The 21,787-nt window shown below is 52.6% G+C and carries 24 protein-coding genes; 12 read left to right on the forward strand and 12 right to left on the reverse strand.

Going from position 1 to position 21,787, the window contains the following annotated elements:
- Nucleotides 1-70: 70 nt before the first annotated feature.
- From QWI17_RS18495 to trmH, 3 genes are all read right to left on the reverse strand, one after another.
- A complete protein-coding gene (locus tag QWI17_RS18495; protein WP_302724007.1) occupies nt 71-409 on the reverse strand; it encodes a hypothetical protein in 339 nt (112 codons plus the stop codon).
- Entirely contained in the window at nt 409-1,206 is a 798-nt protein-coding gene (locus QWI17_RS18500; protein ID WP_302724008.1) for a transporter substrate-binding domain-containing protein, read from the reverse strand. The genes QWI17_RS18495 and QWI17_RS18500 overlap by 1 nt, the downstream gene beginning before the upstream one ends.
- 94 nt (nt 1,207-1,300) lie before the next feature.
- Complete coding sequence (gene trmH, locus QWI17_RS18505) at nt 1,301-1,981, reverse strand: tRNA (guanosine(18)-2'-O)-methyltransferase TrmH (protein WP_302724009.1); 681 nt, start codon at nt 1,979-1,981, stop codon at nt 1,301-1,303.
- An 89-nt stretch (nt 1,982-2,070) separates the two neighbouring features.
- Here trmH and QWI17_RS18510 point away from each other — a divergent pair, with 89 nt between their 5' ends.
- Both QWI17_RS18510 and QWI17_RS18515 read left to right on the forward strand, forming a co-directional pair.
- Nucleotides 2,071-2,286 carry a peptidase S14 gene (locus tag QWI17_RS18510; protein ID WP_302724010.1) on the forward strand — a complete coding sequence of 72 codons (216 nt, stop codon included), beginning with the start codon at nt 2,071-2,073 and terminating at the stop codon, nt 2,284-2,286.
- A 3-nt stretch (nt 2,287-2,289) separates the two neighbouring features.
- Entirely contained in the window at nt 2,290-3,084 is a 795-nt protein-coding gene (locus QWI17_RS18515) for a sulfite exporter TauE/SafE family protein (RefSeq protein WP_302724011.1), read from the forward strand.
- Between the two features lie 15 nt (nt 3,085-3,099).
- On the opposite strand, the gene hemH is transcribed toward QWI17_RS18515, so the two are convergent.
- Nucleotides 3,100-4,110 carry a ferrochelatase gene (hemH, locus tag QWI17_RS18520; protein WP_302724012.1) on the reverse strand — a complete coding sequence of 337 codons (1,011 nt, stop codon included), beginning with the start codon at nt 4,108-4,110 and terminating at the stop codon, nt 3,100-3,102.
- Between the two features lie 107 nt (nt 4,111-4,217).
- Here hemH and QWI17_RS18525 point away from each other — a divergent pair, with 107 nt between their 5' ends.
- On the forward strand, nt 4,218-4,562 hold the full coding sequence (locus tag QWI17_RS18525) for a thiol-disulfide oxidoreductase DCC family protein (protein WP_302724013.1): 345 nt from the start codon (nt 4,218-4,220) through the stop codon (nt 4,560-4,562).
- Nucleotides 4,563-4,890: 328 nt separating this feature from the next.
- Here the strand turns inward: QWI17_RS18525 and QWI17_RS18530 are convergent, their stop codons facing one another.
- Nucleotides 4,891-6,021, reverse strand: a complete 1,131-nt coding sequence (locus QWI17_RS18530) for a PQQ-dependent sugar dehydrogenase (RefSeq protein WP_302724014.1) — start codon at nt 6,019-6,021, stop codon at nt 4,891-4,893.
- Between the two features lie 164 nt (nt 6,022-6,185).
- Between QWI17_RS18530 and QWI17_RS18535 the strand changes: the two genes are divergently transcribed.
- The 5 genes from QWI17_RS18535 to QWI17_RS18555 all read left to right on the forward strand — a co-directional run bounded on the left by QWI17_RS18535 (nt 6,186) and on the right by QWI17_RS18555 (nt 10,594).
- Entirely contained in the window at nt 6,186-7,472 is a 1,287-nt protein-coding gene (locus QWI17_RS18535) for an endo-1,4-beta-xylanase (RefSeq protein WP_302724015.1), read from the forward strand.
- A 94-nt stretch (nt 7,473-7,566) separates the two neighbouring features.
- Nucleotides 7,567-8,538, forward strand: coding sequence for a prolyl aminopeptidase (pip, locus tag QWI17_RS18540; RefSeq protein ID WP_302724016.1), 972 nt, complete (start codon nt 7,567-7,569; stop codon nt 8,536-8,538).
- A 15-nt stretch (nt 8,539-8,553) separates the two neighbouring features.
- Nucleotides 8,554-8,991 carry a D-aminoacyl-tRNA deacylase gene (gene dtd / locus QWI17_RS18545; protein WP_302724017.1) on the forward strand — a complete coding sequence of 146 codons (438 nt, stop codon included), beginning with the start codon at nt 8,554-8,556 and terminating at the stop codon, nt 8,989-8,991.
- A 47-nt stretch (nt 8,992-9,038) separates the two neighbouring features.
- Nucleotides 9,039-9,911 carry a TraB/GumN family protein gene (locus QWI17_RS18550; protein WP_302724018.1) on the forward strand — a complete coding sequence of 291 codons (873 nt, stop codon included), beginning with the start codon at nt 9,039-9,041 and terminating at the stop codon, nt 9,909-9,911.
- Between the two features lie 347 nt (nt 9,912-10,258).
- A complete protein-coding gene (locus tag QWI17_RS18555) occupies nt 10,259-10,594 on the forward strand; it encodes a glutaredoxin family protein (RefSeq protein ID WP_302724019.1) in 336 nt (111 codons plus the stop codon).
- A 45-nt stretch (nt 10,595-10,639) separates the two neighbouring features.
- Here the strand turns inward: QWI17_RS18555 and QWI17_RS18560 are convergent, their stop codons facing one another.
- The 6 genes from QWI17_RS18560 to QWI17_RS18585 form a co-directional block, all read right to left on the reverse strand.
- Nucleotides 10,640-11,053, reverse strand: coding sequence for a hypothetical protein (locus QWI17_RS18560; RefSeq protein WP_302724020.1), 414 nt, complete (start codon nt 11,051-11,053; stop codon nt 10,640-10,642).
- A 37-nt stretch (nt 11,054-11,090) separates the two neighbouring features.
- A complete protein-coding gene (locus tag QWI17_RS18565; protein WP_302724021.1) occupies nt 11,091-12,773 on the reverse strand; it encodes a S41 family peptidase in 1,683 nt (560 codons plus the stop codon).
- Between the two features lie 113 nt (nt 12,774-12,886).
- On the reverse strand, nt 12,887-14,545 hold the full coding sequence (ubiB, locus tag QWI17_RS18570; protein ID WP_302724022.1) for a ubiquinone biosynthesis regulatory protein kinase UbiB: 1,659 nt from the start codon (nt 14,543-14,545) through the stop codon (nt 12,887-12,889).
- Complete coding sequence (locus QWI17_RS18575) at nt 14,542-15,165, reverse strand: ubiquinone biosynthesis accessory factor UbiJ (protein WP_302724023.1); 624 nt, start codon at nt 15,163-15,165, stop codon at nt 14,542-14,544. Before QWI17_RS18575 ends, ubiB begins: the two co-directional genes overlap by 4 nt.
- Nucleotides 15,165-15,914: a bifunctional demethylmenaquinone methyltransferase/2-methoxy-6-polyprenyl-1,4-benzoquinol methylase UbiE gene (gene ubiE, locus QWI17_RS18580; protein ID WP_302724024.1), complete on the reverse strand. Its 750-nt coding sequence runs from the start codon at nt 15,912-15,914 to the stop codon at nt 15,165-15,167. Before ubiE ends, QWI17_RS18575 begins: the two co-directional genes overlap by 1 nt.
- Nucleotides 15,915-15,992: 78 nt before the next feature.
- Nucleotides 15,993-16,439, reverse strand: a complete 447-nt coding sequence (locus tag QWI17_RS18585) for an RDD family protein (protein ID WP_302724025.1) — start codon at nt 16,437-16,439, stop codon at nt 15,993-15,995.
- 171 nt (nt 16,440-16,610) lie between these two features.
- On the opposite strand from QWI17_RS18585, the gene QWI17_RS18590 reads away from it, so the two are divergent.
- Together QWI17_RS18590 and QWI17_RS18595 are read left to right on the forward strand one after the other, a co-directional pair.
- Nucleotides 16,611-17,021 carry a YeeE/YedE family protein gene (locus tag QWI17_RS18590; protein WP_302724026.1) on the forward strand — a complete coding sequence of 137 codons (411 nt, stop codon included), beginning with the start codon at nt 16,611-16,613 and terminating at the stop codon, nt 17,019-17,021.
- 9 nt (nt 17,022-17,030) lie between these two features.
- Nucleotides 17,031-17,444, forward strand: coding sequence for a DUF6691 family protein (locus QWI17_RS18595; protein WP_302724027.1), 414 nt, complete (start codon nt 17,031-17,033; stop codon nt 17,442-17,444).
- Between the two features lie 7 nt (nt 17,445-17,451).
- Here the strand turns inward: QWI17_RS18595 and QWI17_RS18600 are convergent, their stop codons facing one another.
- Entirely contained in the window at nt 17,452-18,768 is a 1,317-nt protein-coding gene (locus QWI17_RS18600) for a sigma-54 interaction domain-containing protein (RefSeq protein ID WP_302724028.1), read from the reverse strand.
- Nucleotides 18,769-18,948: 180 nt separating this feature from the next.
- On the opposite strand from QWI17_RS18600, the gene QWI17_RS18605 reads away from it, so the two are divergent.
- Together QWI17_RS18605 and QWI17_RS18610 are read left to right on the forward strand one after the other, a co-directional pair.
- Entirely contained in the window at nt 18,949-19,851 is a 903-nt protein-coding gene (locus QWI17_RS18605; RefSeq protein ID WP_441294595.1) for an MBL fold metallo-hydrolase, read from the forward strand.
- Between the two features lie 41 nt (nt 19,852-19,892).
- Nucleotides 19,893-21,620, forward strand: a complete 1,728-nt coding sequence (locus tag QWI17_RS18610) for a SulP family inorganic anion transporter (protein WP_302724029.1) — start codon at nt 19,893-19,895, stop codon at nt 21,618-21,620.
- Nucleotides 21,621-21,787: the final 167 nt, after the last annotated feature.

The following is a 21,787-nucleotide window of genomic DNA, read 5'->3' on the forward strand; positions in this document are numbered from 1 at the left end:
GAGGGCTAGCTTGGGGCCTGCACACTGGCCGCTACATAAGCCAATGTGCAGACTAACGAGAGCTTGCCGCTTAAAACCCGACGCGGAAAATAGTGCTGGGCTCTGGCTCGCGCACATTGCTGCGAACTTTGATGCGGTTGTCGGTATTGCGAATATCTTCCAGTACCGGGTCGTAGCCGAGCTGAATTCGACTGCTAAGCTTTTCTCGGGTGTCGTCGTCAATTTGCCAGCGAGCTTGCTTGGGCATCGGCAGTGGCTCTGGCGTTTTACGCCAGCCCTTTGCCGATACCACAACCTCTTCCACGACTCGTTCGTCGTACTTGGTGGTCTCGGCTGCCTTGGCCGCAAAAGTTGCACCCAAGGCAAGGCTGCCGAGTAAGCCGATCTGAATAAACGTTTTAAGCGCCATTATTGCGCCTCCTGCCACTCCAGGCTATCGAACCAGAAACTTTCGGTCGCCGGAATCCAGCGATCCGCTGTGCGTGATACGATCCATGCATTCAAAAAGTTTAGCAGTGGCTGTTCGCCTTTGCTTACGGCAAATGCAATTTTGTAGGTGAGCAAGCGCTCGGGCAGTGGTAAATCAACGGTATCTGCATGCGTCATGGCAAAAATCCGCGCCATGGCTTCGCTCGCCACATAGCCCTGTGCTTTACCTTCCAGAACGGCAGCCTCGGCCAGCTGCGGTGTTTCGAAGTAGGTGAGAGTTGCTTTATCAAATACAGAGGCGGCCAGATCACCACCAATCGTATCTTGTACCGCAGCAATCACGACAGATTCCTTGTTGAGCTCAATCAGGGAGTTTATGTCTTTGGTATTGGCGGTGTGGGTTGCCAAAGTGACCCCAGATTCCGAATAAGGCTGGGTGAAGTCAACACGCAGTGCGCGCTTGGGGGTGATAGCCATACCGGCGGCGATAAAATCAATCTCGCCCTTTTGCAGTGCGGGCATGATCTTTTCCCACGGGTAAACCTTAAATTCAACTTCCACGCCCATATCGGCGGCGATTTTTTTCGCAATATCGATTTCAAAGCCCGCCAACTTACCCTTGCTGCTTTGAATGGTCCAGGGGGTAAACAGAGAAACGCCTACCTTGATTTTTTCGTGTTTGATAATGTCGCTTAATGCATCGGCATGGGCCTGCGCACAGGCCAGGCTCGTCACTAAAGCCAGTAGAAAGCCGAGTCGTTGTAGCAAATTTACCATTGGGATCGCTCCTGAGTATCATCCATTTAGGCTTGGATACTATTACACGAGCGCAGTTATGGCTACCGATGTAGGAAAAGTGTTGCAGGCCAAGTCAGTCAAATGGTCGTCTATAGCGACTGTCTGCCGGTGGAATAATATCGCCATCTTCGTCTATGTCAGGATAGGGTAGGTTGTGCGCTTTGCAGTATTTGACCATTTTCGGGTGCATCCACTCAAATAAGGTGGTGTGATAGACCTCATCTTGGATAAAATCTCGTTCATAGAACCCGGCTTGTTGTCTTTGCTGCATCGCCTCTTGCAATATAATTGCTGCCGCTACGCTAACATTGTAACTCTCTACCAAGCCTACGATAGGAATCGTTACGTGCTGGTCTGCCTCGCGTGCCGCGTAATCGCTTAACCCGTGTTTTTCGGCGCCCATCACCAGCGCAAAAGGGCGGGTGTAATCTGCCTGGCGGTAGTCTATGGCCCGGTCTGACCAGTGTGCCGCGTAGAGTGCCATCCCCTGCTCTTTGATACTCGCCATACCTTTTTCGATACTGTCATGCACGATTTGATCGGTAAAGCGGCCAATGCCACCGGCGGTGTTGTGATACACCAGGTGGCCGCGCTCGGGTTTGACCATATGGATAGTGCCAATACCGGCCGCCTCTGCGGTCCGTAATATGGCTGAGATATTCTGTGCCTTGTGGACCTTGTCGGTGAGCACGGTCATATCTTGTTGGCGGGTCTTAAGCACCTGCTTAAATTTTTCGAATCGTTCTCGACTCATGAATCGGCTATGGTAGTCAGTTGAGCGGTCGGCCATTATAGTGGAAGGCCACACACAGCGTAAGCCACGAGAAGTTGTGGAGGTAACAAATGAAAGCGTCGGAGTTTTTAAAGAAATACGAAAAGGACAAACAAAAGCAAGAGCGGGAAGATCACTCATTGCAGCATCAGGCCCGGGAACGCGCCGAGCACCTGGAGCAAGGGCTACAAGTAGGCAGTCCCTATGATTGGGAAGATTTGGAGCGCTATAAAAAAGAGATGGCACGTATGGAAAAAGAGGGACCGGGGTCTAAAAAACCTGATTAGAACATGACACTGTGGTTATTGAGCTATTTGGTATTGGGGGCGGCAACCGGCTATATGGCCGGGCTGTTAGGTATTGGCGGTGGCGGCATTATGGTACCGATTCTGGTCATGTTGTTCAGCTGGCAGGGCGTAGCCGATGAGCATTTGGTGCACTTGGCGCTGGGAACGTCGATGGCGGCTATTGTGCCTACTGCGCTCGCCTCTGCATCGGCGCATCACCGCCGCCGCTCTGTAGATTGGCGGGTTGCCGTGACCATGACGCCCGGGGTATTGGCTGGCGCCTTTTTAGCAACATTTATTGCCGCCTACATACCTTCTAAGCCTTTAGCCATTTTTTTTGCGGGATTTATGACGGTTATTGCAGGCTACATGATCTGGGGGCGTACCCCGCGTCCCGATCGTATGTTGCCACACCCAGCCGGGTTGATCGGTGTGGGAGCCGGTATTGGTGGAGTGTCGTCTTTGGTGGCGATAGGTGGCGGTTCGCTGACAGTGCCATTTTTACTTTGGTGTAATCAAAGCGCGCAGCGCGCCATAGGCACCTCGGCGGCGCTCGGTATACCCATCGCGTTTGCGGGTGCTTTGGGTTACATTGTGAATGGCTGGCATGTCAGTACAGAGTTACCAACGCTGGGCTTTGTGGTATGGCCGGCGGTACTTGTGATGGCCAGCGTAAGTTTCATGACTGCGCCATTAGGCGCAAAGTTGGCGCACACGCTGCCGGTAAGGCGGCTCAAGCGTATCTTCGCACTGATAATGATCGCCCTCGCCCTTAAAATGCTTCACGGTGTTTGGTGAGCTTGCCCCCGGTTATTAAAGTCGCTTTTCAATGATCGACACCAATGCATCGATATGGTCGTCCCGATCATTCAATGCTGCTATATAGCGGTAGCTCTCGCCACCTGCATGCTTGAAGATTTCACGGTTTTCAACCTCCAGCTCTTCTAACGTTTCCAGACAGTCGGCGCTGAATGCAGGGCTGACGATAGCAATATTTTTAATGCCTTCTTTAGGCAATGCTTCCAGGGTTTTATCGGTATAAGGTTTAAGCCACTCGGCTTTGCCAAAGCGCGACTGAAAGGTAGTGATACAGTCGTCGGGGTTAAGCCCGGCCCTGAATGCGGCCTGGCGGGTAGATTTGATGCAAAAACAGTAATAGGGGTCGCCTTTCTCAAGGCAGAATTTAGGCGTGCCGTGGTAGGAAAAAACCCACTTTTGCGGAGCACCATGCTCAGCCTGATGGTCTCCTAAAGATGCGGCTAAGGCATCGATGTAGCGCTCGTCTTCTGAGTAGCCGCTGATAAAGCTGATTTCTGGTACCCAACGCCAAGAGTTGAGCGATTTGGCGATAGCATCAAAGGTGGAGCCTACCGTAGCGGCGGCATACTGAGGGTAGAGAGGCAGAACAATGATTTTTCTAACCCCAGCTTGTTGCAGCTCGTTAAGAGCATTGGCTATCGAAGGGTTGCCGTAGCGCATCCCAAGCGCGACCTGCGCGCGACCTTCGAGTTTAGCGGCAATTTTTTGTCTCTGTTTTTGCGCGATAGCCAACAGTGGCGAGCCGTCATCGGTCCAGACACTGGCGTAAAGTGCGGCTGATTTCTTCGGCCGAACCCTTAAAATAATGCCGTGTAAGATGATGAGCCATAGCACCTTGGGGATCTCGATGATTCGCGGGTCCGACAGGAACTCTGCGAGGTAGCGCCGCAGCGAGGGTGCATCGGGGGCGTCGGGGGTGCCCAGATTGGTCAGGAGCACACCGACTTGAGGCGCCTGTTTGGCTGTCTCGTGCGCGTTCTCGGTTAAAGCGGTGTACTTGGCCATAGAGTTTTTCCACTGTGGTTTTCGCGTATTTTAACAAGTTCGGTGCGAATCTGTGATCGCGCTCTTTTAATACGTCGTATTGCCAAAATAAATCACTGGTAATTGCGATGAAAGCAACATTGTATTTTGATGGGAAATGTCCGTTGTGCCGGCGCGAAATTCGGTTGTTAAAGCGAGTTGTCTCTAGTCGGCTGCGTTTTGTCGATGTTCACGGCGCGAGCTTGGCGGAGGATCAGCGCGCCGCTATGTTACAGCAACTGCACCTGCAAACCGCTGATGGCAAGTGGTTAGTTGGGCTGGCGGCAAATGTCGCGGCTTGGCGAATGACTCCGCTCGGATTTTTATTCGCACCCCTGCTTTGGCCTGGCATTAAGCCAGTAGCAGAGCACTGTTACCAGCGGTGGGCTGCGCGCCGTGCCCGGCGGTGCGAATGGATACCCCCGATGACCTAACGTGTGCCCGCAGGCACAAGGGAAGGCTGGCAAGGTTCAACCTACAGAGGTGTGTGATGAAGCAATCCGAAAAGTTCATGATTCTGTCGATCAGTGAGTGCCCTTTTTATTTGTTGGCAAAGGGCGATATATACAATACTCAAATGATTAAAAATGCTGACGGTAAGCCGAAAAAATTCAACAGCCTGCTAGTGAATGAGTCCCCTTTGACGAAATGATTGGCAATCACGGCCCCGTTCGTGATGCCATGCCGCTATAACTAGGGCGCAGTGAATATGATCAGCCCATAGGGTACAGCGCGAGCTGAAGCGCCCACGCTGCAATGTCGTTAGTCGCTCGGTGTAAGACGAATAATTTTGCCATCGCCCTGATCTGTCAGTAAATATAAGTAGCCGTCCGGGCCCTGGGTGACGTGGCGAATACGCTCGCCGAGCTCATCGCTAAGCATACGCTCCTCGTGCAGTACCCGACCATTTTCAATGTCGAGGCGCGAGAGGGTCTCGGCGCGAAGGCTGGCAACAAATAAATCGCCCTGCCAATCCGGGAATTTGTCGCCGCTATAAAAGGTTAGCCCCGCCGTGGCCAGTGAAGGTAGCCAGTAGTAAATGGGCGCCTCCATCCCTGCTTTTTTAAAGCCTTCGCCAATTTTACCGCCGCCGTAGTTCTCGCCATAGGTAATGACGGGCCAGCCATAATTGACACCGGCACGGTCAATGTTAATTTCGTCGCCGCCTTGCGCGCCGTGCTCACCACTCCAGAACTCACCGGTTTCGGGGTGTATGGTGCCACCTTGCATGTTGCGGTGGCCGTAGGACCAAATTTCAGGCAGCGCCCCCTCGGTTTGCAGAAAAGGGTTGTCGGCAGGAACGCTGCCGTCGGTATTGATACGAATGACCTTGCCGTGATGGTTGTCCAACGTTTGCGCGTCGTCCATGCGCGAATAGCGGTCACCCAAGGTTAAGAATAGGGTGCCGTCGCCTTTAAACACAATACGCGAGCCAAAGTGTGCATTGCTCTTTACCTTGGGTTTTTGACTGAAGATAACCTCCAGGTCTACCAGGGTTTGGCCATCTATACGAGCGCGGGCCAGTGCCGTGCTGTTGGTGTCGTTCTCGCCCGGCTCAGAATAACTGAAGTAGACGTAGCCATTGTTGGCATAGTCCGGGTCGGTGGCGATGTCGAGTAACCCCCCCTGGCCTTTAACGACGATGTCCGGTAGTCCGCTCAGGGGCTCGCTAACCTCGCCGTTGGCACTAACGCGCCGAATATTACCGACGCGTTCAGTTACCAGCATCGAGCCGTCAGGCAGGAAAGTTAATCCCCACGGATTTTTCAGATCATCGGCAATGGTACTTAGTTTGAATTCGGCACGCTCACTTTCAATGGTTTTAGCCGACAGCGCCGGCGCCAAAGCCACGGCGGTTATTAAGGCGGTAGCGCATAGGGTGCGAAGGCCCATAGGTCATCTCCTGATGAACGTAAATATTAATCTCAAAGGGTATCAAGCGCACGGCTTGGCGGCAACGATGCCTGCGCTTGCATTATAATGGTCATAGTGACAATATCTTATGGCGGAGTACCGTTAGTAACCCTGCATATCTATAAAAATAAAATAGGTGAGTCATGAAATTACTGATTTTGCACGCTGTATCTTTATCGACCATTTTAGTCTTGGCCGCTTGTGGTGGCGGTTCGGGTGGGGGCTCTGGCGGCTCTCAACCTTCGAGCTCTGCTGCAAGTTCGGAATCCTCCAGTTCCGAATCTTCGAGCTCTGAATCATCTAGCTCAGAGTCCAGCAGTTCTTCTGAGTCCTCCAGCTCAGAGTCCTCCAGTAGCGTTAGTAGTTGGGCTGTTACTGAGGCGCATCTCTACGATAATGCCAGTTTTCCTATTGGTGTGGCGGTAAGTGCCGGTAATGAGTCTTACAGTATTGTGGAAGACTCGGAGGCAGGAGAGAAGCGCCGGCAAGTGGTCGTGCAACACTTTAGCAATATGACCGCCGGCAACATTATGAAGATGAGTTACCTGCATCCCGAGGAAGACTCCTATACCTATGGCGATGCCGACGAGCTGGTCCAGTTTGCGGCCGATAATGGCATGACCATTCACGGTCATGCGCTGGTTTGGCACTCGGACTATCAGGTACCAGCCTGGATGAAAAACTACAGTGGTGACTGGGAGGCTATGCTGCGTGAACATGTGACTAATATCGTCAGTCATTTTGCGGGCTCAGGTGTTGTGCCGAGCTGGGATGTAGTGAATGAGGCGTTTGTGGACGATGGCAGTTACCGCTCGGCTGACAGCGTGTTTCATCAAAATATGGGGGAGTCCTATCTGGAAGTTGCCTTTCAGGCTGCGCGCGATGCAGACCCCGCCGCCGAGCTGTACTACAACGACTACAGTCTGGCTCAGGGCGGAGCTAAGCTTGATGCCGTCATTGCCATGGCAGAGGACTTTATCGACCGGGACGTGCCAATCGATGGTATAGGGTTTCAGGGGCATATTCAGATCGATTGGCCCAGCGCGACCAATATTGAGCAAAGCTTTGCTCAGGCTGCGGCGACAGGCCTGAAAGTGCGGCTAACTGAGTTGGATGTCCCGATTAATAACCCGTATGGGGGTAGCTATGATTACCCCAATAACTACCATGCAGAGTTGACGCTGGAGCTTGCCAATCAGCAGAAACAACGCTATTGCCAGGTCGTTGAAGCATATATGAATGCGGTACCAGAGGCGCAGCGTGGTGGTATCAGTGTTTGGGGCGTGGAAGACCCAAGCTCGTGGCTGATTGGGCAGTTATTTGATAATAATCACGATGATTGGCCGCTGTTGTTTGATGAACATTTAAGCGCCAAGCCGGCACTGCAAGGCGTGGCTGATGCCCTCAACGGTCAGCCGTGTGAGCCGTAAGCAAATGCGTTAAAAGCGGCCACAAAAGTGTCGTACCCGCTCGGCATGTGTGCTAACTTGGGCCATTCAGTGGAAGAGGTCAGGTTTAGCGCACATGTTGATGTTTTACCCCGAAATAAAACCCTATGCACGCCATCAAATTCCAGTTGAAGCTCCCCACGAGCTGTACGTTGATGAGTCCGGTAATCCCGATGGTATTCCTGTTCTGTTTATCCATGGTGGGCCCGGGGCCGGATGTGGCAAGTACGACAGGCGATTTTTTGACCCGGAACTCTATCGCATTATTCTTTTTGATCAGCGTGGTTGTGGTCGCTCCACCCCGCACGCTGAGCTTGAGGGCAACAATACCCACAAGCTGGTTGAAGATATCGAACATATTCGCAATCAGCTGGGCATCGATAAATGGGCCATTTTTGGCGGTTCATGGGGGTCAACCTTGGGGTTGGTCTACGCTGAAACTCACCCCGAGCGGGTGTTGGGGTTAATTCTGCGGGGTATTTTTCTATGCCGCGATCAGGACCTGCATTGGTTTTATCAGCACGGTGCGAGCTCTATCTTTCCCGATTATTGGCAGGACTTTCTCACGCCTATCCCGGAAGCAGAGCGCGGCGATTTAATGAAAGCCTACTATCAGCGTTTGACCAGCGACAATGAACTGCAAATGATGTCTGCAGCTAAAGCCTGGTCGTTGTGGGAAGGCCGGTGCGCTACTCTGCGTCCCAATCAAGATGTCGTCGATGCGTTTTCCAATCCCTTTAAAGCGTTGGCGTTGGCAAAAATCGAGGCGCATTACTTCATCCATAAAGCGTTTTTAGAGGACAACCAAATCCTCGCCAATGCCGATAAGCTTGCGGGTATTCCAGGGATGATTGTGCACGGGCGTTACGATATGGTTTGCCCGCTAGACAACGCTTTTGCTTTGCAAAAGGCCTGGCCCGACGCTGAGCTGCAAATCATTCGCGATGCCGGTCACGCGTCACGTGAAGCGGGTATTGTCGATGCGCTGATTCGCGCAACCGATGCGTTGGCGCGCAAACTGCGCAATGATACTGATCAAATGGCTTAGCTTAGCCTTGGTTCCATGAAAGGTTTGATTCAACGCGTTAAGCGCGCCTCAGTCGACGTTGATGGTACCTGCATTGGTGCTATTGACCATGGCCTGCTGTTATTGCTCGCAGTAGAGTGTGATGATACCAAAACTAATGCCGATAAACTCCTCAAGAAATTACTCGCCTATCGAATTTTCTCCGATGCCGACGGTAAGATGAACCTCAATGTCGCTCAGGTAGGCGGAGGTGTTTTGGCTGTGTCGCAATTTACGCTGGCAGCTGATACCAGTAAGGGGTTGCGCCCGGGCTTTTCCAACGCGGCCAGTCCCGATCAAGCCCTGATGTTATACAACTATTTTGTAGCACAGCTGCGTGACGTTCACCCGGTGGTTGCGACCGGCGAGTTTGCCGCCGATATGCAGGTGTCGTTAATCAATGACGGCCCGGTCACCTTTATGCTGAACAGTTAGATCAAATCTAATAAATTAAATCTATACCAATACGTGAGGGAATCACAATGCAAAAAATTAAAATGGGGTTGTTGGCGGCTTGTCTCAGTGCTTGTGCTTTGTTGGCTAACTTTGCCAGCGCTGAGGCCATGGTATGGGAAGTGAGCCGAGGCGATAATACCGTCTATTTGGCGGGCACTATTCACATGCTCAAGCCCAGCGACTATCCATTGCCAGCCGAGTACGAAGAGGCTTTCGCAGTATCCGACACGATTGTGTTGGAAACGGATATGGAGGCGGTGCAGTCGCCACAATTTGCAATGCAAATGTCGCAGAAGATGATGTTGCCCGAAGGGCAGAGTCTATCGACAGTGTTGAATGCGGACGTGTATGAGCAGGTGCGGGCTTTTTCTTCGGAGCGCGGTCTACCGTTGCAGGCTATTGCCAATTTTCAGCCAGCATTTATTGCACTGACGTTGTCTGTGCTCGAGATGCAAAAGCTGGGGTTTGCCGAAGGTGTCGATGTTCTCTATGCAAAAAAGGCTAAGGAGGCGGGTAAGGCCTTGGGCGCTTTGGAGACGCCGGAACAGCAACTGGGGTTTATTATGGCCATGACCGAACTCGACCCAAACGAATTTATGCTGTTCACTCTTGAGGATATGAAAAACCTACCTGTTCTGATGGACGATATGGTCAAAGCATTTAAAACTGGTGATGCAGACGGTCTCTATCGTTTGGGCGGCGAACCCATGATCGACTATTCACGCGAGCTTTACCAAACTATTCTTACCGATCGCAATCGCGCCTGGCTGACGGATATCGAACAATTCTTGGCAACCTCAGACACCGAGATGGTCATGGTAGGGGCATTACATTTAGCAGGACCCGACAGTGTCCCCGCACTGCTTAAACAAAAAGGAATTTCCGTTAAGCGCTTGTAGGTGGGCGTAGAGACAGGGATGTTGTTTGATATACTTGAGAATGACTATAGTCCCGCAGGGCGTGGCCTGAAGCGCACATCTGCTGTGCCCTGCCTCTAGCAAAGGCAACCATCCTGTCCGTCGAGACAAGACACAACATCTGCACGCTTCAGGCCACGCTGAGCATGCATGGGGTTTTTCAACAGCCTGCTAGGCTTTATGGCCCCGAAATCGCTCAAACATTTACCAGTGACGAGCTTACCTCGACGCAAGAGTTTGACCTACTTCGAGACTGTATCGATGCTGTTAAGGGGCGCGTAGACTGAGCTGTGGTTGAGCTTGGCGCTTGTTAAAAAATGGGTGGAGCTATGAAGACTATCGTTTTTGTGTTTATTGCTATTGCGGTGGCAATAAAAATTTTTGCCGGAAGTGGAGTCTCAGGTGGTACAGAGCGTGTTGATCAGTACTCAGGCGAAGTCGTGCTTTACGCAACGCCGTGGTGCGGTTACTGCAAGAAGACGCGTGAGTTGTTGCGCGACAATGACATTGTTTTTACTGAGTATAATATTGAGAAATCTAACCGTGGCCGTCGCGAGTACAACGATTTAAACGGTCAGGGCATACCGCTAATGGTTATCGATGGTCAGGTGGTGCGTGGTTACCAACCGCGTCAAATACTATCGCTGGCTAAAGCTACCCAGTAGCTAAACATCTTCCGTTCCCCGTTCCCCGTACCCCGTACCCCGTCCCTATTTCTCTGCAATACAGCGCGCATCCTCCAACACCCATTCGCGCTCACTCTCCTCATGTTTCAGGATGCACTGTTTGCCTTGCTTCCACAGTGTGAAGTGATCGGGCCGACCTAAATCCATGCCTTGCCGATGACCGTTAATGGATTTGGGGCGGGGTGCATCAATGATTAACCGGTTGGAGTCTGTTAATGCGCGGCTGGATAAAATAACGTTGCTGCCTAATGCGTAGGAGACACGTTTTTGCAGCATTTGTTGTACGGATTTTTCCGGGGAGTCGAGCCGTGCTGGCTGTGCTGTGCCGATGACATTCTGACAGCCAGCCGTCACAACGGTTACGGTTAACAACAAAAAGGCCAGTGCGAGTTTACTCGCGCCGGCCTCTTTGTGGTTTGCTGTCTTTGTGCAATTCAAGAGTTCACAGTTTCAGCGCGTCAAGTGCCGCCAGCCGTTACGGCTGGCCTCGCAGTATGGCGTCACCCATGCCGGGCGGGTGGAACATAACGCCGTCGCTGCGCGTAATACTGCTTTTGGCCGCGCCGGTGGTTGTTTTACTGCCGGCCTCTACCGGACAGCTGCCGTTGTCGCGGTAGTAAAGTGCCGTTGCCAGGCGAGCTTCATTGCTATCACCCAGGGAATGTTCGTAATCATCGGCGACGACGCAGCCAGGTAATTCCGAAGCATCAGCACTATTGTTATCACCGGGGAAGAAGCCCCCAGCGTAATCACCAAACCCTTTGGCGTTTGCCCCTTTAAATTGAATGGTGAAATAAGACAGACCGCAATTATCAACCACATAAGCGCCGTACGGCTTGCCGCAAGTGGGGTTGCCAACCTGAATCACTTCCACATCGACGCCGGCCAAACCATTCATAATTGCCTCTGACGCAGAGCAGGTGTTACCACCGGTGAGTACGAACACTCGATTCAGGTCTAAGGTGGGCAGGGCTTGGCCTACCGGCTCAGAGAAGCCCAGGGTTGTACTGTGAAATTGTATTGGCTCTATGGTATTGCCGTTAAACGGGTCTGTGGTTGGGTGTTTGTCGTTAAATTCGGTGGTGTAGAAGTCCTTTCCGGCAGTATTGCTGCCCCCTATCATATAACCCAATTCGCTGGCGATATCCAAATAGCCGCCGCCATTGTAGCGAATATCCAGTATCAAATCGGACACGCCGCTATTGGCGAAACTCTCTATGGCGATTGCCAGGTCGGTCTCGGCGGTGGCGATGTGGTTATTAAAGAGCATATAGCCCACATCCCCGGTTGGCGTGCTAATAACATTGGTGGTTTGTACGGCGGAAACCGTCAGTTCACTCGCAGTGAGAACAACGTCGCGGCTGCTGCTACTGCCTAAATCTTGCACGGTAAACGTGTGTGACTGACCAACCTCAGATGGGAACAGTGCCGTATTCAGCACATCTACACCGGCTTGTGAGTCGTCGTTGACTAAATCGACGCCATCAATCGCAAGAATTCGGGCGCCGCGGGAAAGCCCCGCATCGCTGGCCGAAGAGGAGGGTACCGTGTAGGCGATCACCGCTTCGCGTGGCGGCAGGGTAGATAAAAGTACCCATTGCAAACCATAACCGACACTGACGCCTGAGTCTTGGCGCGTGCGATAGGTATCTGTATTTTCGTACCAGTGGAATTGGTCTTTAAGGGCGCCAGACGGCGTCCTTTCTTCAGTTACCAGAAGACTAAAGTAGGTGGTTGTGTCATAGAGAATGGGGTTGCGATCGATAATCTCGTCGTACCAAAGGTAAAACTCGTTGCTGAAAGAACGCAAAAAGACGTTTTCATCAATGTAAGTGCCCGCCATATCCGGATATGGTTCACCGTTGTAGGGGGCAACCCCTTGGCGTGGGTTTTCGCACAGAGACCAGTAGTCGTCCATATTCGGAAATGCGCCCTGTTCCCAAACGAAGTCTTCGCCACTGCCGCTAACCGAGCTGGACGAACTGCTTACTGAGCTGGAGGAGCTGCTAACGGAGCTGGACGAGCTGCTGCCAACGACGTCTTCCAGAGAGTCGCCGCTGCTGCTGCCTCCGCCACAGGCGCTTAGCGCTACAGCTGAAAGCAGTGCCCCCAGCAGGGCCAGCTGGCGTGTGTAGGGTGTTTGGGTCGAGTTTAACATTGCGTGCTTATCTCCTTGCCGCAGTTTCAGTTATGGTAATGAGTAGATAGTAATCAACATTACCAGAAGTCGCGGGTGTGAACACCCGTTAATCAATAAAGTTTGTGTCGGTGTTAGCGTTTTAGTGTCAGCAAAATAGTGCCGATGGCAGCCAGAGCCCAGCTGGTGGTCGGTATATGGGTCAAATCAAGCATAGGTGCACTCGCAGACAGTATTGCCCAGTGTGGTAGCAGGCATACGATGGCACCAATAAAACTGGCGCTGGCGGCCAATGAGAGGCGCCTGCGCATGCTCGCCTTGCGCAGCTGTTCAGCGTGCTGTTGGCGCTGCTCGCTGAGTTCCTGGCGTACTTCGTCCAAATTCTGAACCTGCTGCAATGCATTGAATACCAGGTGCGGTATTTCGGGGAACTTTTCCATCCACTCCGGTCCGTAGCGTTTGAAATCCGTCCACAGGGATTTTGGGTGAAAGCGTTGTTTAAGCCAGCGCTCTAAAAATGGGTGTGCCGTTTCCCATAGGTTGAGCTCTGGGTAAAGCTGCCGGCCAAGGCCTTCGATGTTGAGCAGTGTTTTTTGCAGCAACACCAACTGGGGCTGTACTTCCATATTAAAGCGCCGCGCCGTACGAAACAGGTTAAGCAATACATGGCCAAATGAGATGTCCTTTAAGGGGCGCTCGAAGATGGGCTCACACACAGTGCGCACCGCGGCTTCCAACTCCTCGGTGCGCGTTGATTCCGGCACCCAGCCACTTTGAATGTGGAGCTCCGCGACTTGACGGTAGTCGCGCCTAAACATGGCCAGCATATTGCGGGCTAAATAGTACTGATCGGCACGATTGAGCGACCCGACAATCGCCATATCCACAGCGATATACTGAGGTTGGTCCGGGTGTTCGCGGGCGACAAAGATATTGCCCGGGTGCATGTCGGCATGAAAAAAATTGTGCTCGAAAACCTGAGTAAAAAAGATTTCTACACCGCGCTCGGCCAGTTTTTTCATGTTTGTATTTTGTGCATGCAACTGGTCAAGGTCGGTCACTGGAATGCCGGAAATGCGCTCCAAAACCAGAACATTGGCGCGACAGTAGTCCCACATGACTTCGGGTACATACAGCAAAGGTGAGTGCAAAAAATTGCGGCGCAACTGGGAGGCATTGGCCGCTTCACGCTGCAAGTCGAGTTCATCAAAAATAGTCGTGCGGTAATCTTCGACAATTTCAACAGGCCGCAAGCGCTTGCCGTCGCTGCTGTAGCGCTCTACCGCGCGAGCCATTAAAGTGAGTAGCCGGGTGTCCTGCTCGATGACGCGGGCTATGCCCGGGCGGATAACTTTTACGACTACTTCGCGACCATCGTGTAGAGTCGCTGCGTGGACCTGGGCGACCGACGCTGAGGCCAGAGGCTCGCGGTCAAAGTGCTTAAATATTTGATCTACGCTTTCGCCATGCGACGTCTCCACCAAGGCCAAAAACTGCTCCTTAGCAAAGGGCGGGACTCGGTCTTGCAGGGCTTTCAGCTCGGTGACGATATCCTCGGGTATCAGATCGGGGCGAGTGGAAAGCAATTGGCCAAACTTGATAAAAATAGGGCCGAGTGATTCCATGGCTAGACGCAAACGTTGACCGCGACTGTAGTTGCGTTGGGGGAACAGGCTAAGGGGCAACAGTAATAGCCTCAGCCACCAGGGTAAGCTGTGGCGAGGTAGCAAAAGGTCAAGGCGGTAACGGGCAGCCGTAACAAGAATTTTTAGAAGTCGAAACAAACTGGTCATTGCGGTTGTGCATTCCCTGTGCTCGCTAGTCGCTCTATTCTGGCTTGGAGTCGGTCCAGTGCTAGGCGTGTTTGGTTGATGTCTGCGCTAAAGAGCTCAAACTCATTGCGGCCTAATCCGGAACCGCTCTCTTCGCGTAAATACTCGCCACCGAGGCGTTCGGCACTGGCAACACGTTCTTCGCCCCAGTGTTTGGCTTGGCGAAAATGCTTCGCCATAAAGTGCGCCGGTAGTGTGCCAATGGCATCGGCCAGCCACATCTCCCAGTCGATATCTAGTGTGTTGAATATGTTTTGCAATTCTACCAGCAGCTGAGTGCTGCCGGTCAGGGTCACACCTGTACCATGCAGGCTATGAACATCGCTGGCAGCGACTTGTAACAATTGATCCATGCGCCCGCTCAGTGAGCTGGTGATGTCTCCGTCGTAAAATTGTTGTAGCTTTATGTTTGCGCCCGGCAGTATATAAAGGGTAATTTGCGGCGCGCGGCAGTGAATCGCTAAACATTGCCCCTCTAGTGCCTGCAGTCGTAACCGACTGCCAGGGTCGTAAGCCAGAGATTTGTGGCAAAGGGTTTCCAGCGCGCTGGCGAGTGCAGCGACAGCGGTGCTACCAAGCATTAGGGTTTAATTCCCGTATGCAGAGCGACAATTCCGCCGGTCATGTTGTGATACTCCGTCATAACAAAACCGGCATTATCCATCATACTCTGGAGCGTTTTTTGATCTGGGTGCATGCGAATCGATTCCGCCAAATAACGGTAGCTATCGGCGTCTCCGGTGACCCACTTGCCCATGTTGGGCAAAATCTTGAATGAGTAGGTATCGTAGACTTTTTCTAGCATGGCATTGGTGGGCTTGGAAAACTCCAGTACCAGTAATTTACCGCCGGGTTTTAATACCCGCAGCATAGAGGCGAGCGCCACGTCTTTATCCGTCACATTGCGCAGGCCAAAGGCGATCGTAATTCGGTCAAAGGTGTTGTCCGCAAAGGGCAAAAACTGGGCGTCGGCTTGAGCCACATCGAGATTGCCAACAACCCCCTTGTCCAGCAGTTTATCGCGGCCGACTTTGAGCATAGAGTCGTTGATGTCGGCCAAGATTACCAAGCCATCTTTACCGACCTGGCGGGCAAACTGGTATGAGAGGTCGCCTGTCCCACCGGCAATATCCAATACTTTGTGACCCGGGCGGACGGCCGCTTTTTCAATGGTCAGGCGTTTCCAGAGGCGATGCACACCGCCGGACATGAGGTCGTTCATCAGGTCGTACTTGCCCGCTACCGAGTGGAATACGCTGGCTACCCGCTCAGCTTTTTTATCGGTGTCGACGGTTTCAAACCCAAAGTGGGTGGTTTTCTTATCGCTCATTGCGTCGCCTGTTTCGCGCCTTTCGTGGGAGGAGTATTGTACATTGAAGCGCCGCAGGCGTCAGTCATCGCTCACCTGCTATGGCGCATTCTCTTTATTCTCAGCCTGAATGACCAAAGTGCGGGCTAGTTTGTCATGCCAACCCTGCTTTTTCGGGTCCAGCGCAATCCATATGAAGCCCAGAAACAAAGGCAGTGCCGACAGGTAGTAACCCAAATAGCGCACCACCAGTTGCCAGCGTGCGGGTTTTTGCAGGGTGATGGCATCCACAATTACGGCACCCAGCAGCATTTTCCCTGGTGTGGCGGATTTTATCAGCCAAAATATTAGGGTAAAGGCGGCGGGCACACCGTAGTTAAGCCAAGGATTTTTGGCGCTAGCCAACAGCATGCTAAACCAGTCGCCTGAGTGCTGGTATAAGCCAATTGCCACCGCAATGACGATCGGGGTTACGACCAGTGAGTCGACAATAAACGCGAGAAAACGCAGCCAAAAGCCGGTGTAGATGGGGGTGTTGACGGTCATGGTGTTCCTTTTGTCAAATTTGTCAGTCACTTTGTCATAAGTGTGCCGTAATTGGCTGGCAATGGCGACTCAATGGTGGCATAGGCCCATTAAATAGGGGGCCTATGGTTTGGCCTCAAACTTGCTCTAACGGTTTAAGTGTATGCAATTCAACGATCGGGTGGTGAACTTATGACTCAATTTTTACCGGCACTGGCCGGAGGTCTGCTTATTGGCGCCTCGGCGGTAGGTCTGCTTTATTGGTTGGGACGGATTGCCGGCATCAGCGGTATTTTGTGGGGAGCATTAAGTGGCGCCGCTGATAACTTGTGGCGCTGGGTATTTGTGGCGGGGTTGCTCGGCGGTGCCTGGCTGTTTCATGCGCTCAGTGGCGTGCATTATCCCGCACCCAGTCAGTTGCCAATGTGGCAGGCGATATTGGGTGGCTTGGTGGTGGGTATCGGAGTCAAACTTGGCAGCGGTTGTACCAGTGGTCACGGGGTGTGCGGTATTGGCCGTTTATCGCCGCGCTCGATTGTGGCCACCATGCTGTTTATGTCTACCGGTATTGCCACGGTTTACCTGATTCGCCACATTCTTTAAGGAGGCTCTATGAAAAATACATTCGCATTGTTCTGTGGTCTTTTGTTTGGGGCGGGCCTGGCGATGTCGGGTATGACCGATACGGCTAAAGTGCTGGGTTTTTTGGATATATTGGGTGCTTGGGATCCGACGCTTATATTTGTGATGGGGGGCGCTGTGGCGGCTACATTACTGGGCTTTCACTGGGTGCTTAAATGCCAAAGCCCTGTGTGCGCCGATCGCTTTCAATTGCCGGCCGGCCGGAGCGTCGATCGCAAGCTTGTTGCCGGATCAGCCATGTTCGGCATTGGCTGGGGGATTTATGGCTATTGCCCGGGGCCGGCGATGTCGGCTTTAGTGTACCTGGATGTGCAAACCTTTGCCTTTGTGGCCGCTATGTTGGCGGGCATGGCAGGCGTAGCGCTTGTGCAGAAAAAAGTCTAATCGGCGATCAGTTTTCTTTTAGCTTCCGGTACAGAGTTCGCACACTGATACCGGCGGCTTTGGCGGCGGCCTGTTTGTCGCCGCCATGCTCTTCCAGTAATTTCTCCAGGTGCCGTAATTGCAAAGACTTAAAGTCCTGCTCCGGGTTGAGCGTTTGTATGGACTCTTGGTGGTGGCGCTCGCAGGCCCGGTCCGCCGCCACAGCCCACTCTAATGTTGTGGTGCTGATTTCAGTGCTGTTTTCTAGTAGACAGGCTCGTTCCAGAACGTTGCGCAACTCGCGTATATTGCCTTGAAAGGACTGATCGCTTAACCACCTTTCGGCGCTCGGGGTCAGCGTTAAACGCGATTGTAGTTTGTGCAAAAGAGCGCTGGCGACTAAAGGGATATCCTCGCGTCGTTCACGCAATGGCGGTAGGCAAATAGGAAATACATTGATGCGAAAATAGAGGTCCTGACGAAACTTGCCGTCCGCCACCATAGTCTTCAGATTTTTATGAGTGGCGCAAACCAAACGAAAGTCGGCCGGTTGCGGTTGCACACTGCCGATTGGGCGGTAAGTGCCCGATTCTATAAGGCGCAGAAGTTTAACTTGTAGATGCAGGGGAATATCCCCAACCTCATCTAAAAACAAAGTGCCGCCCTGAGCGGATTCGACTAGGCCTCGTTTGCGGTAGCTTGCGCCAGTAAATGCGCCCTTTAAGTGGCCGAATAATTCGCTTTCAAACAGTGTGTCAGTAAGTCCCGCGCACTCGACAATGACAAAAGGCTTGTCACGGCGGGGACTGGCATCGTGTACGGCGCGAGCTGCGAGCTCCTTGCCAGTACCGGACTCCCCCAGCAGCAATACAGATGCTTCGCTGGGACCGACCCGATTGATTAAATCAACGGCATTGTTAAAGGCAGGGCTGGTGCCTACCATTTTGGGGGTAGATACATCGACACTGGCGGTGCGAACGGGCTTGAGTAACTCAACAAAATATTTTAGCTGGCCGTACTGCCCCTTGATAGGAATCATTTGAACATCGACATGCTCGCGACCGCGCGGTGTGTTGTGAATGTGTAGCACACGCTCTTTTCTGCCAGACTCCTTACAAGCTGCCAGAGGGCAAGATTCACCGGCTTGATCGCAGGGGCGGTCGTAACCATGGGAAACCTGATAACAATGTGGTGTGCGGACCGGGTCAATAGCGCCAAAGGTTGAGGTGTATAAGTCGTTGGCGGCCAACACCTTGTAGTCGGCACTCATTAATATTGCTGGGCAATCGTAGCCGTCCAGCATACGGGCGGTATCGAGTTCGGTGTCCCGGACAATTATTTGCATTGTGTCAGCCTTGTCTAAGTTTATGTCAATTATGGCAAAAAACTCAGCTGGCTGCTGTGTTACCACTGGATCTAGGTTGAAAGCCTATAAAAATCAAAGAGTTGGGGCTTTTTGCTGCATTGTGGAATCTTGGCCTAGGGGTTGCAATACAACGTATAACCCCTAACGGAGGAATGAACTGTGGAAAAAGTCACCTTACCCTTTGCCGCCGATATGAATCTGCATCCGGTGGTGATTGCCTTTTTTGATGAGCCCACTAATACCTTCTCGTATATCGTGAAGGACCCGGAGTCGGAAGCTTGTGCCGTGGTGGATTCGGTGATGGAGATTGATTATGCCTCGGGGCGTACCGATTTAAGTGGTGCCGATAAAATCATCGAGTATATCCGCGATAATGGCTGGAGACTTGAGTGGATTATTGAGACTCATGTGCACGCCGACCATTTATCCGCCGCGCCTTATATTCAGGAAAAGCTCGGCGGTAAGCTCGGCATTGGCGATCAGATTACTCTGGTGCAGGAAACGTTTGCCAAGGTTTTTAATGAGGGCACGGACTTCGCTCGCGATGGTTCCCAGTTTGATCGGTTGTTTGCTGACGGAGACACCTACACTATTGGCAGTATGACCGCATTTGCGCTGCACACACCGGGGCATACGCCTGCCTGCATGACGCATGTTATTGGCGATGCGTCTTTTGTGGGGGACACCCTGTTTATGCCAGACGGCGGCACAGCGCGGGCAGACTTTCCCGGTGGCGATGCCAAAACACTGTATCGGTCCATCGGCCGGGTGTTGTCGTTGCCAGACGATATGCGCCTTTTTATGTGTCACGACTATTTACCTAACGGCCGTCCCGCGGCATGGGAGACGACGGTGGGCGACGAGAGGGCTGCCAATATTCATGTTAGGGAGGGTATTGGTGAGCAGGAATTTGTCAGCATGCGTCAGGCGCGCGATGCGACTTTGGGCATGCCTAAGCTAATTTTGCCGAGCCTGCAGGTCAATATGCGAGCGGGTCATTTGCCGCCGCCTGAAGACAATGGGCAGGTATTTCTGAAAGTACCGTTAAACACCCTATCGTGAGCGGCTTGAACAACGAAAACAAGGTGAGGCAGAAGCCCAAAATGAATGTATCACTGGAGCGCTATCTGCCGATCCTCGATTGGTCCAGGCGCTACACCAAAGCAACACTAGTCGATGATTTGTTGGCCGCTGGCATTGTTACCGTCATGCTGATTCCGCAATCGCTTGCCTATGCGTTGTTGGCGGGTTTGCCACCAGAGGTGGGCTTGTATGCTTCGCTGCTGCCGCTAATTTGTTATGGGCTGTTGGGTACAAGTCGAGTCATGGCGGTGGGGCCCGTCGCTGTTGTGTCTCTGATGACCGCGGCGGCCGTCGGTGGTTTGGGACTGGTGTCTGTCGAACAAAAGCTGGCAGCGGCTGCAGGATTGGCACTCGTCAGTGGGGGCTTCTTACTGTTGCTGGGAGTTTTGCGGTTGGGTTTCTTGGCGAACTTTCTCTCGCACCCGGTTATTGCGGGTTTTATTGCGGCTTCTGGGATTTTAATTGCCCTGAGTCAGGTGCAACATTTGGTCGGCGTGAGTATTGAGGGGGATACCTTGCCTGAGTTGTTGCACGGGCTATGGCTCGCCCAAGCGGATATCAATGTCATTACGTTCGCTCTCGGCCTGGCCACTTTAGTGTTCCTGTTTTGGGTGCGAGCGGCGCTCGCGCCCTTACTGGAAAGGTTAGGCTTAGCGAAGCGCACCGCGTCACTGCTGGCGAAGGCCGGACCTGTTATGGCCGTGGTGGTAGGTACTGTGTGCGCATGGGCGTTTGAGCTGGGGGGCGATGGTGTGGCCTTAGTGGGGAGTGTGCCCGGTAACTTACCTGCACTCGCTGTGCCGCGCCTCGATTGGGCGCAGTGGCAACAGCTGGCTGTTCCCGCCTTGCTCATCGCCGTTATTGGATTTGTCGAGTCTGTTTCTGTGGCGCAAACACTTGCCGCAAAACGCCGGCAGCGCATTGATCCGGACCAGGAATTAATCGCACTTGGCGCTGCCAATATAGCGTCGGGCTTAAGTCAGGGCATTCCTGTAACCGGAGGTTTCTCGCGCTCGGTGGTTAGCTTTGATGCCGGCGCGCAGACACCGGCAGCAGGCATTTTTACGGCGGTGGGAATGGTCTTGGCGGTACTGTTTCTAACGCCTGCACTGTACTTTTTACCCAAAGCAACCTTGGCTGCAAGCATTATCGTGGCGGTCTTGTCGCTAGTCGATTTGTCGATACTGTGGCGCGCCTGGAGCTACGCTTTGGCTGACTTTATTGCCACGGCTTCAACAATTACTCTGACCTTGCTGGCAGGTGTCGAGTGGGGGGTTAGCGTGGGTGTGTTGGCGTCCATTGCCATCTACCTGATTAAAGCCTCGCGACCGCATATGGCCGTTGTGGGGCAGGTGCCAGGCACGGAACATTATCGCAATGTCGAGCGCCATAAGGTTATTACGCAACCGCATGTGCTCGCCTTGCGTATCGATGAAAACCTATTTTTCGCCAATGCACGATTTTTGGAAACAAAGGTCTACGATCAGATCGCGGCAAACCCAAAGATACTCCATGTAATACTTCAGTGCAGTGCAATTAACTCTATAGACTTAAGCGCATTGGAGTCGCTTGAAGCGATAAACCAGCGGTTGTTCGAAAGTGGCGTCCGTTTGCACTTGTCAGAGGTCAAAGGGCCCGTGATGGACCGTTTGCGGCGCAGTCACTTTCCCGAGGCGCTATCGGGAAAAATATTCCTCTCGCATCATCTGGCGGTGATGGAACTGGACGAAGAAGATTTTGTCATCTAAACCAGTGGTCTAAGATTGGGCCCAATGTCGTGAAACTTACCCAGACAGCTGCTGTAAACACATTTACTGTAAAGGCTGTGCGGGTGGATTAGTCCCAATGATATAATGCGGTTTATGTTAAATAATCGTCGCCGATAGCGTCGATTATAGCTGAACGCATCGAAATT

The sequence above is a fragment of the Gilvimarinus gilvus genome, assembly GCF_030518155.1.
Taxonomy (GTDB): domain Bacteria; phylum Pseudomonadota; class Gammaproteobacteria; order Pseudomonadales; family Cellvibrionaceae; genus Gilvimarinus; species Gilvimarinus gilvus.

Coding starts and splice junctions, on each gene's coding strand:
- QWI17_RS18495 (WP_302724007.1), bottom strand. CDS start 409: ATGGCGCTTAAAACGTTTATTCAGATCGGCTTACTCGGCAGCCTTGCC.
- QWI17_RS18500 (WP_302724008.1), bottom strand. CDS start 1,206: ATGGTAAATTTGCTACAACGACTCGGCTTTCTACTGGCTTTAGTGACG.
- trmH (WP_302724009.1), bottom strand. CDS start 1,981: ATGAGTCGAGAACGATTCGAAAAATTTAAGCAGGTGCTTAAGACCCGC.
- QWI17_RS18510 (WP_302724010.1), top strand. CDS start 2,071: ATGAAAGCGTCGGAGTTTTTAAAGAAATACGAAAAGGACAAACAAAAG.
- QWI17_RS18515 (WP_302724011.1), top strand. CDS start 2,290: ATGACACTGTGGTTATTGAGCTATTTGGTATTGGGGGCGGCAACCGGC.
- hemH (WP_302724012.1), bottom strand. CDS start 4,110: ATGGCCAAGTACACCGCTTTAACCGAGAACGCGCACGAGACAGCCAAA.
- QWI17_RS18525 (WP_302724013.1), top strand. CDS start 4,218: ATGAAAGCAACATTGTATTTTGATGGGAAATGTCCGTTGTGCCGGCGC.
- QWI17_RS18530 (WP_302724014.1), bottom strand. CDS start 6,021: ATGGGCCTTCGCACCCTATGCGCTACCGCCTTAATAACCGCCGTGGCT.
- QWI17_RS18535 (WP_302724015.1), top strand. CDS start 6,186: ATGAAATTACTGATTTTGCACGCTGTATCTTTATCGACCATTTTAGTC.
- pip (WP_302724016.1), top strand. CDS start 7,567: ATGTTGATGTTTTACCCCGAAATAAAACCCTATGCACGCCATCAAATT.
- dtd (WP_302724017.1), top strand. CDS start 8,554: ATGAAAGGTTTGATTCAACGCGTTAAGCGCGCCTCAGTCGACGTTGAT.
- QWI17_RS18550 (WP_302724018.1), top strand. CDS start 9,039: ATGCAAAAAATTAAAATGGGGTTGTTGGCGGCTTGTCTCAGTGCTTGT.
- QWI17_RS18555 (WP_302724019.1), top strand. CDS start 10,259: ATGAAGACTATCGTTTTTGTGTTTATTGCTATTGCGGTGGCAATAAAA.
- QWI17_RS18565 (WP_302724021.1), bottom strand. CDS start 12,773: ATGTTAAACTCGACCCAAACACCCTACACACGCCAGCTGGCCCTGCTG.
- ubiB (WP_302724022.1), bottom strand. CDS start 14,545: ATGACCAGTTTGTTTCGACTTCTAAAAATTCTTGTTACGGCTGCCCGT.
- QWI17_RS18575 (WP_302724023.1), bottom strand. CDS start 15,165: ATGCTTGGTAGCACCGCTGTCGCTGCACTCGCCAGCGCGCTGGAAACC.
- ubiE (WP_302724024.1), bottom strand. CDS start 15,914: ATGAGCGATAAGAAAACCACCCACTTTGGGTTTGAAACCGTCGACACC.
- QWI17_RS18585 (WP_302724025.1), bottom strand. CDS start 16,439: ATGACCGTCAACACCCCCATCTACACCGGCTTTTGGCTGCGTTTTCTC.
- QWI17_RS18590 (WP_302724026.1), top strand. CDS start 16,611: ATGACTCAATTTTTACCGGCACTGGCCGGAGGTCTGCTTATTGGCGCC.
- QWI17_RS18595 (WP_302724027.1), top strand. CDS start 17,031: ATGAAAAATACATTCGCATTGTTCTGTGGTCTTTTGTTTGGGGCGGGC.
- QWI17_RS18600 (WP_302724028.1), bottom strand. CDS start 18,768: ATGCAAATAATTGTCCGGGACACCGAACTCGATACCGCCCGTATGCTG.
- QWI17_RS18610 (WP_302724029.1), top strand. CDS start 19,893: ATGAATGTATCACTGGAGCGCTATCTGCCGATCCTCGATTGGTCCAGG.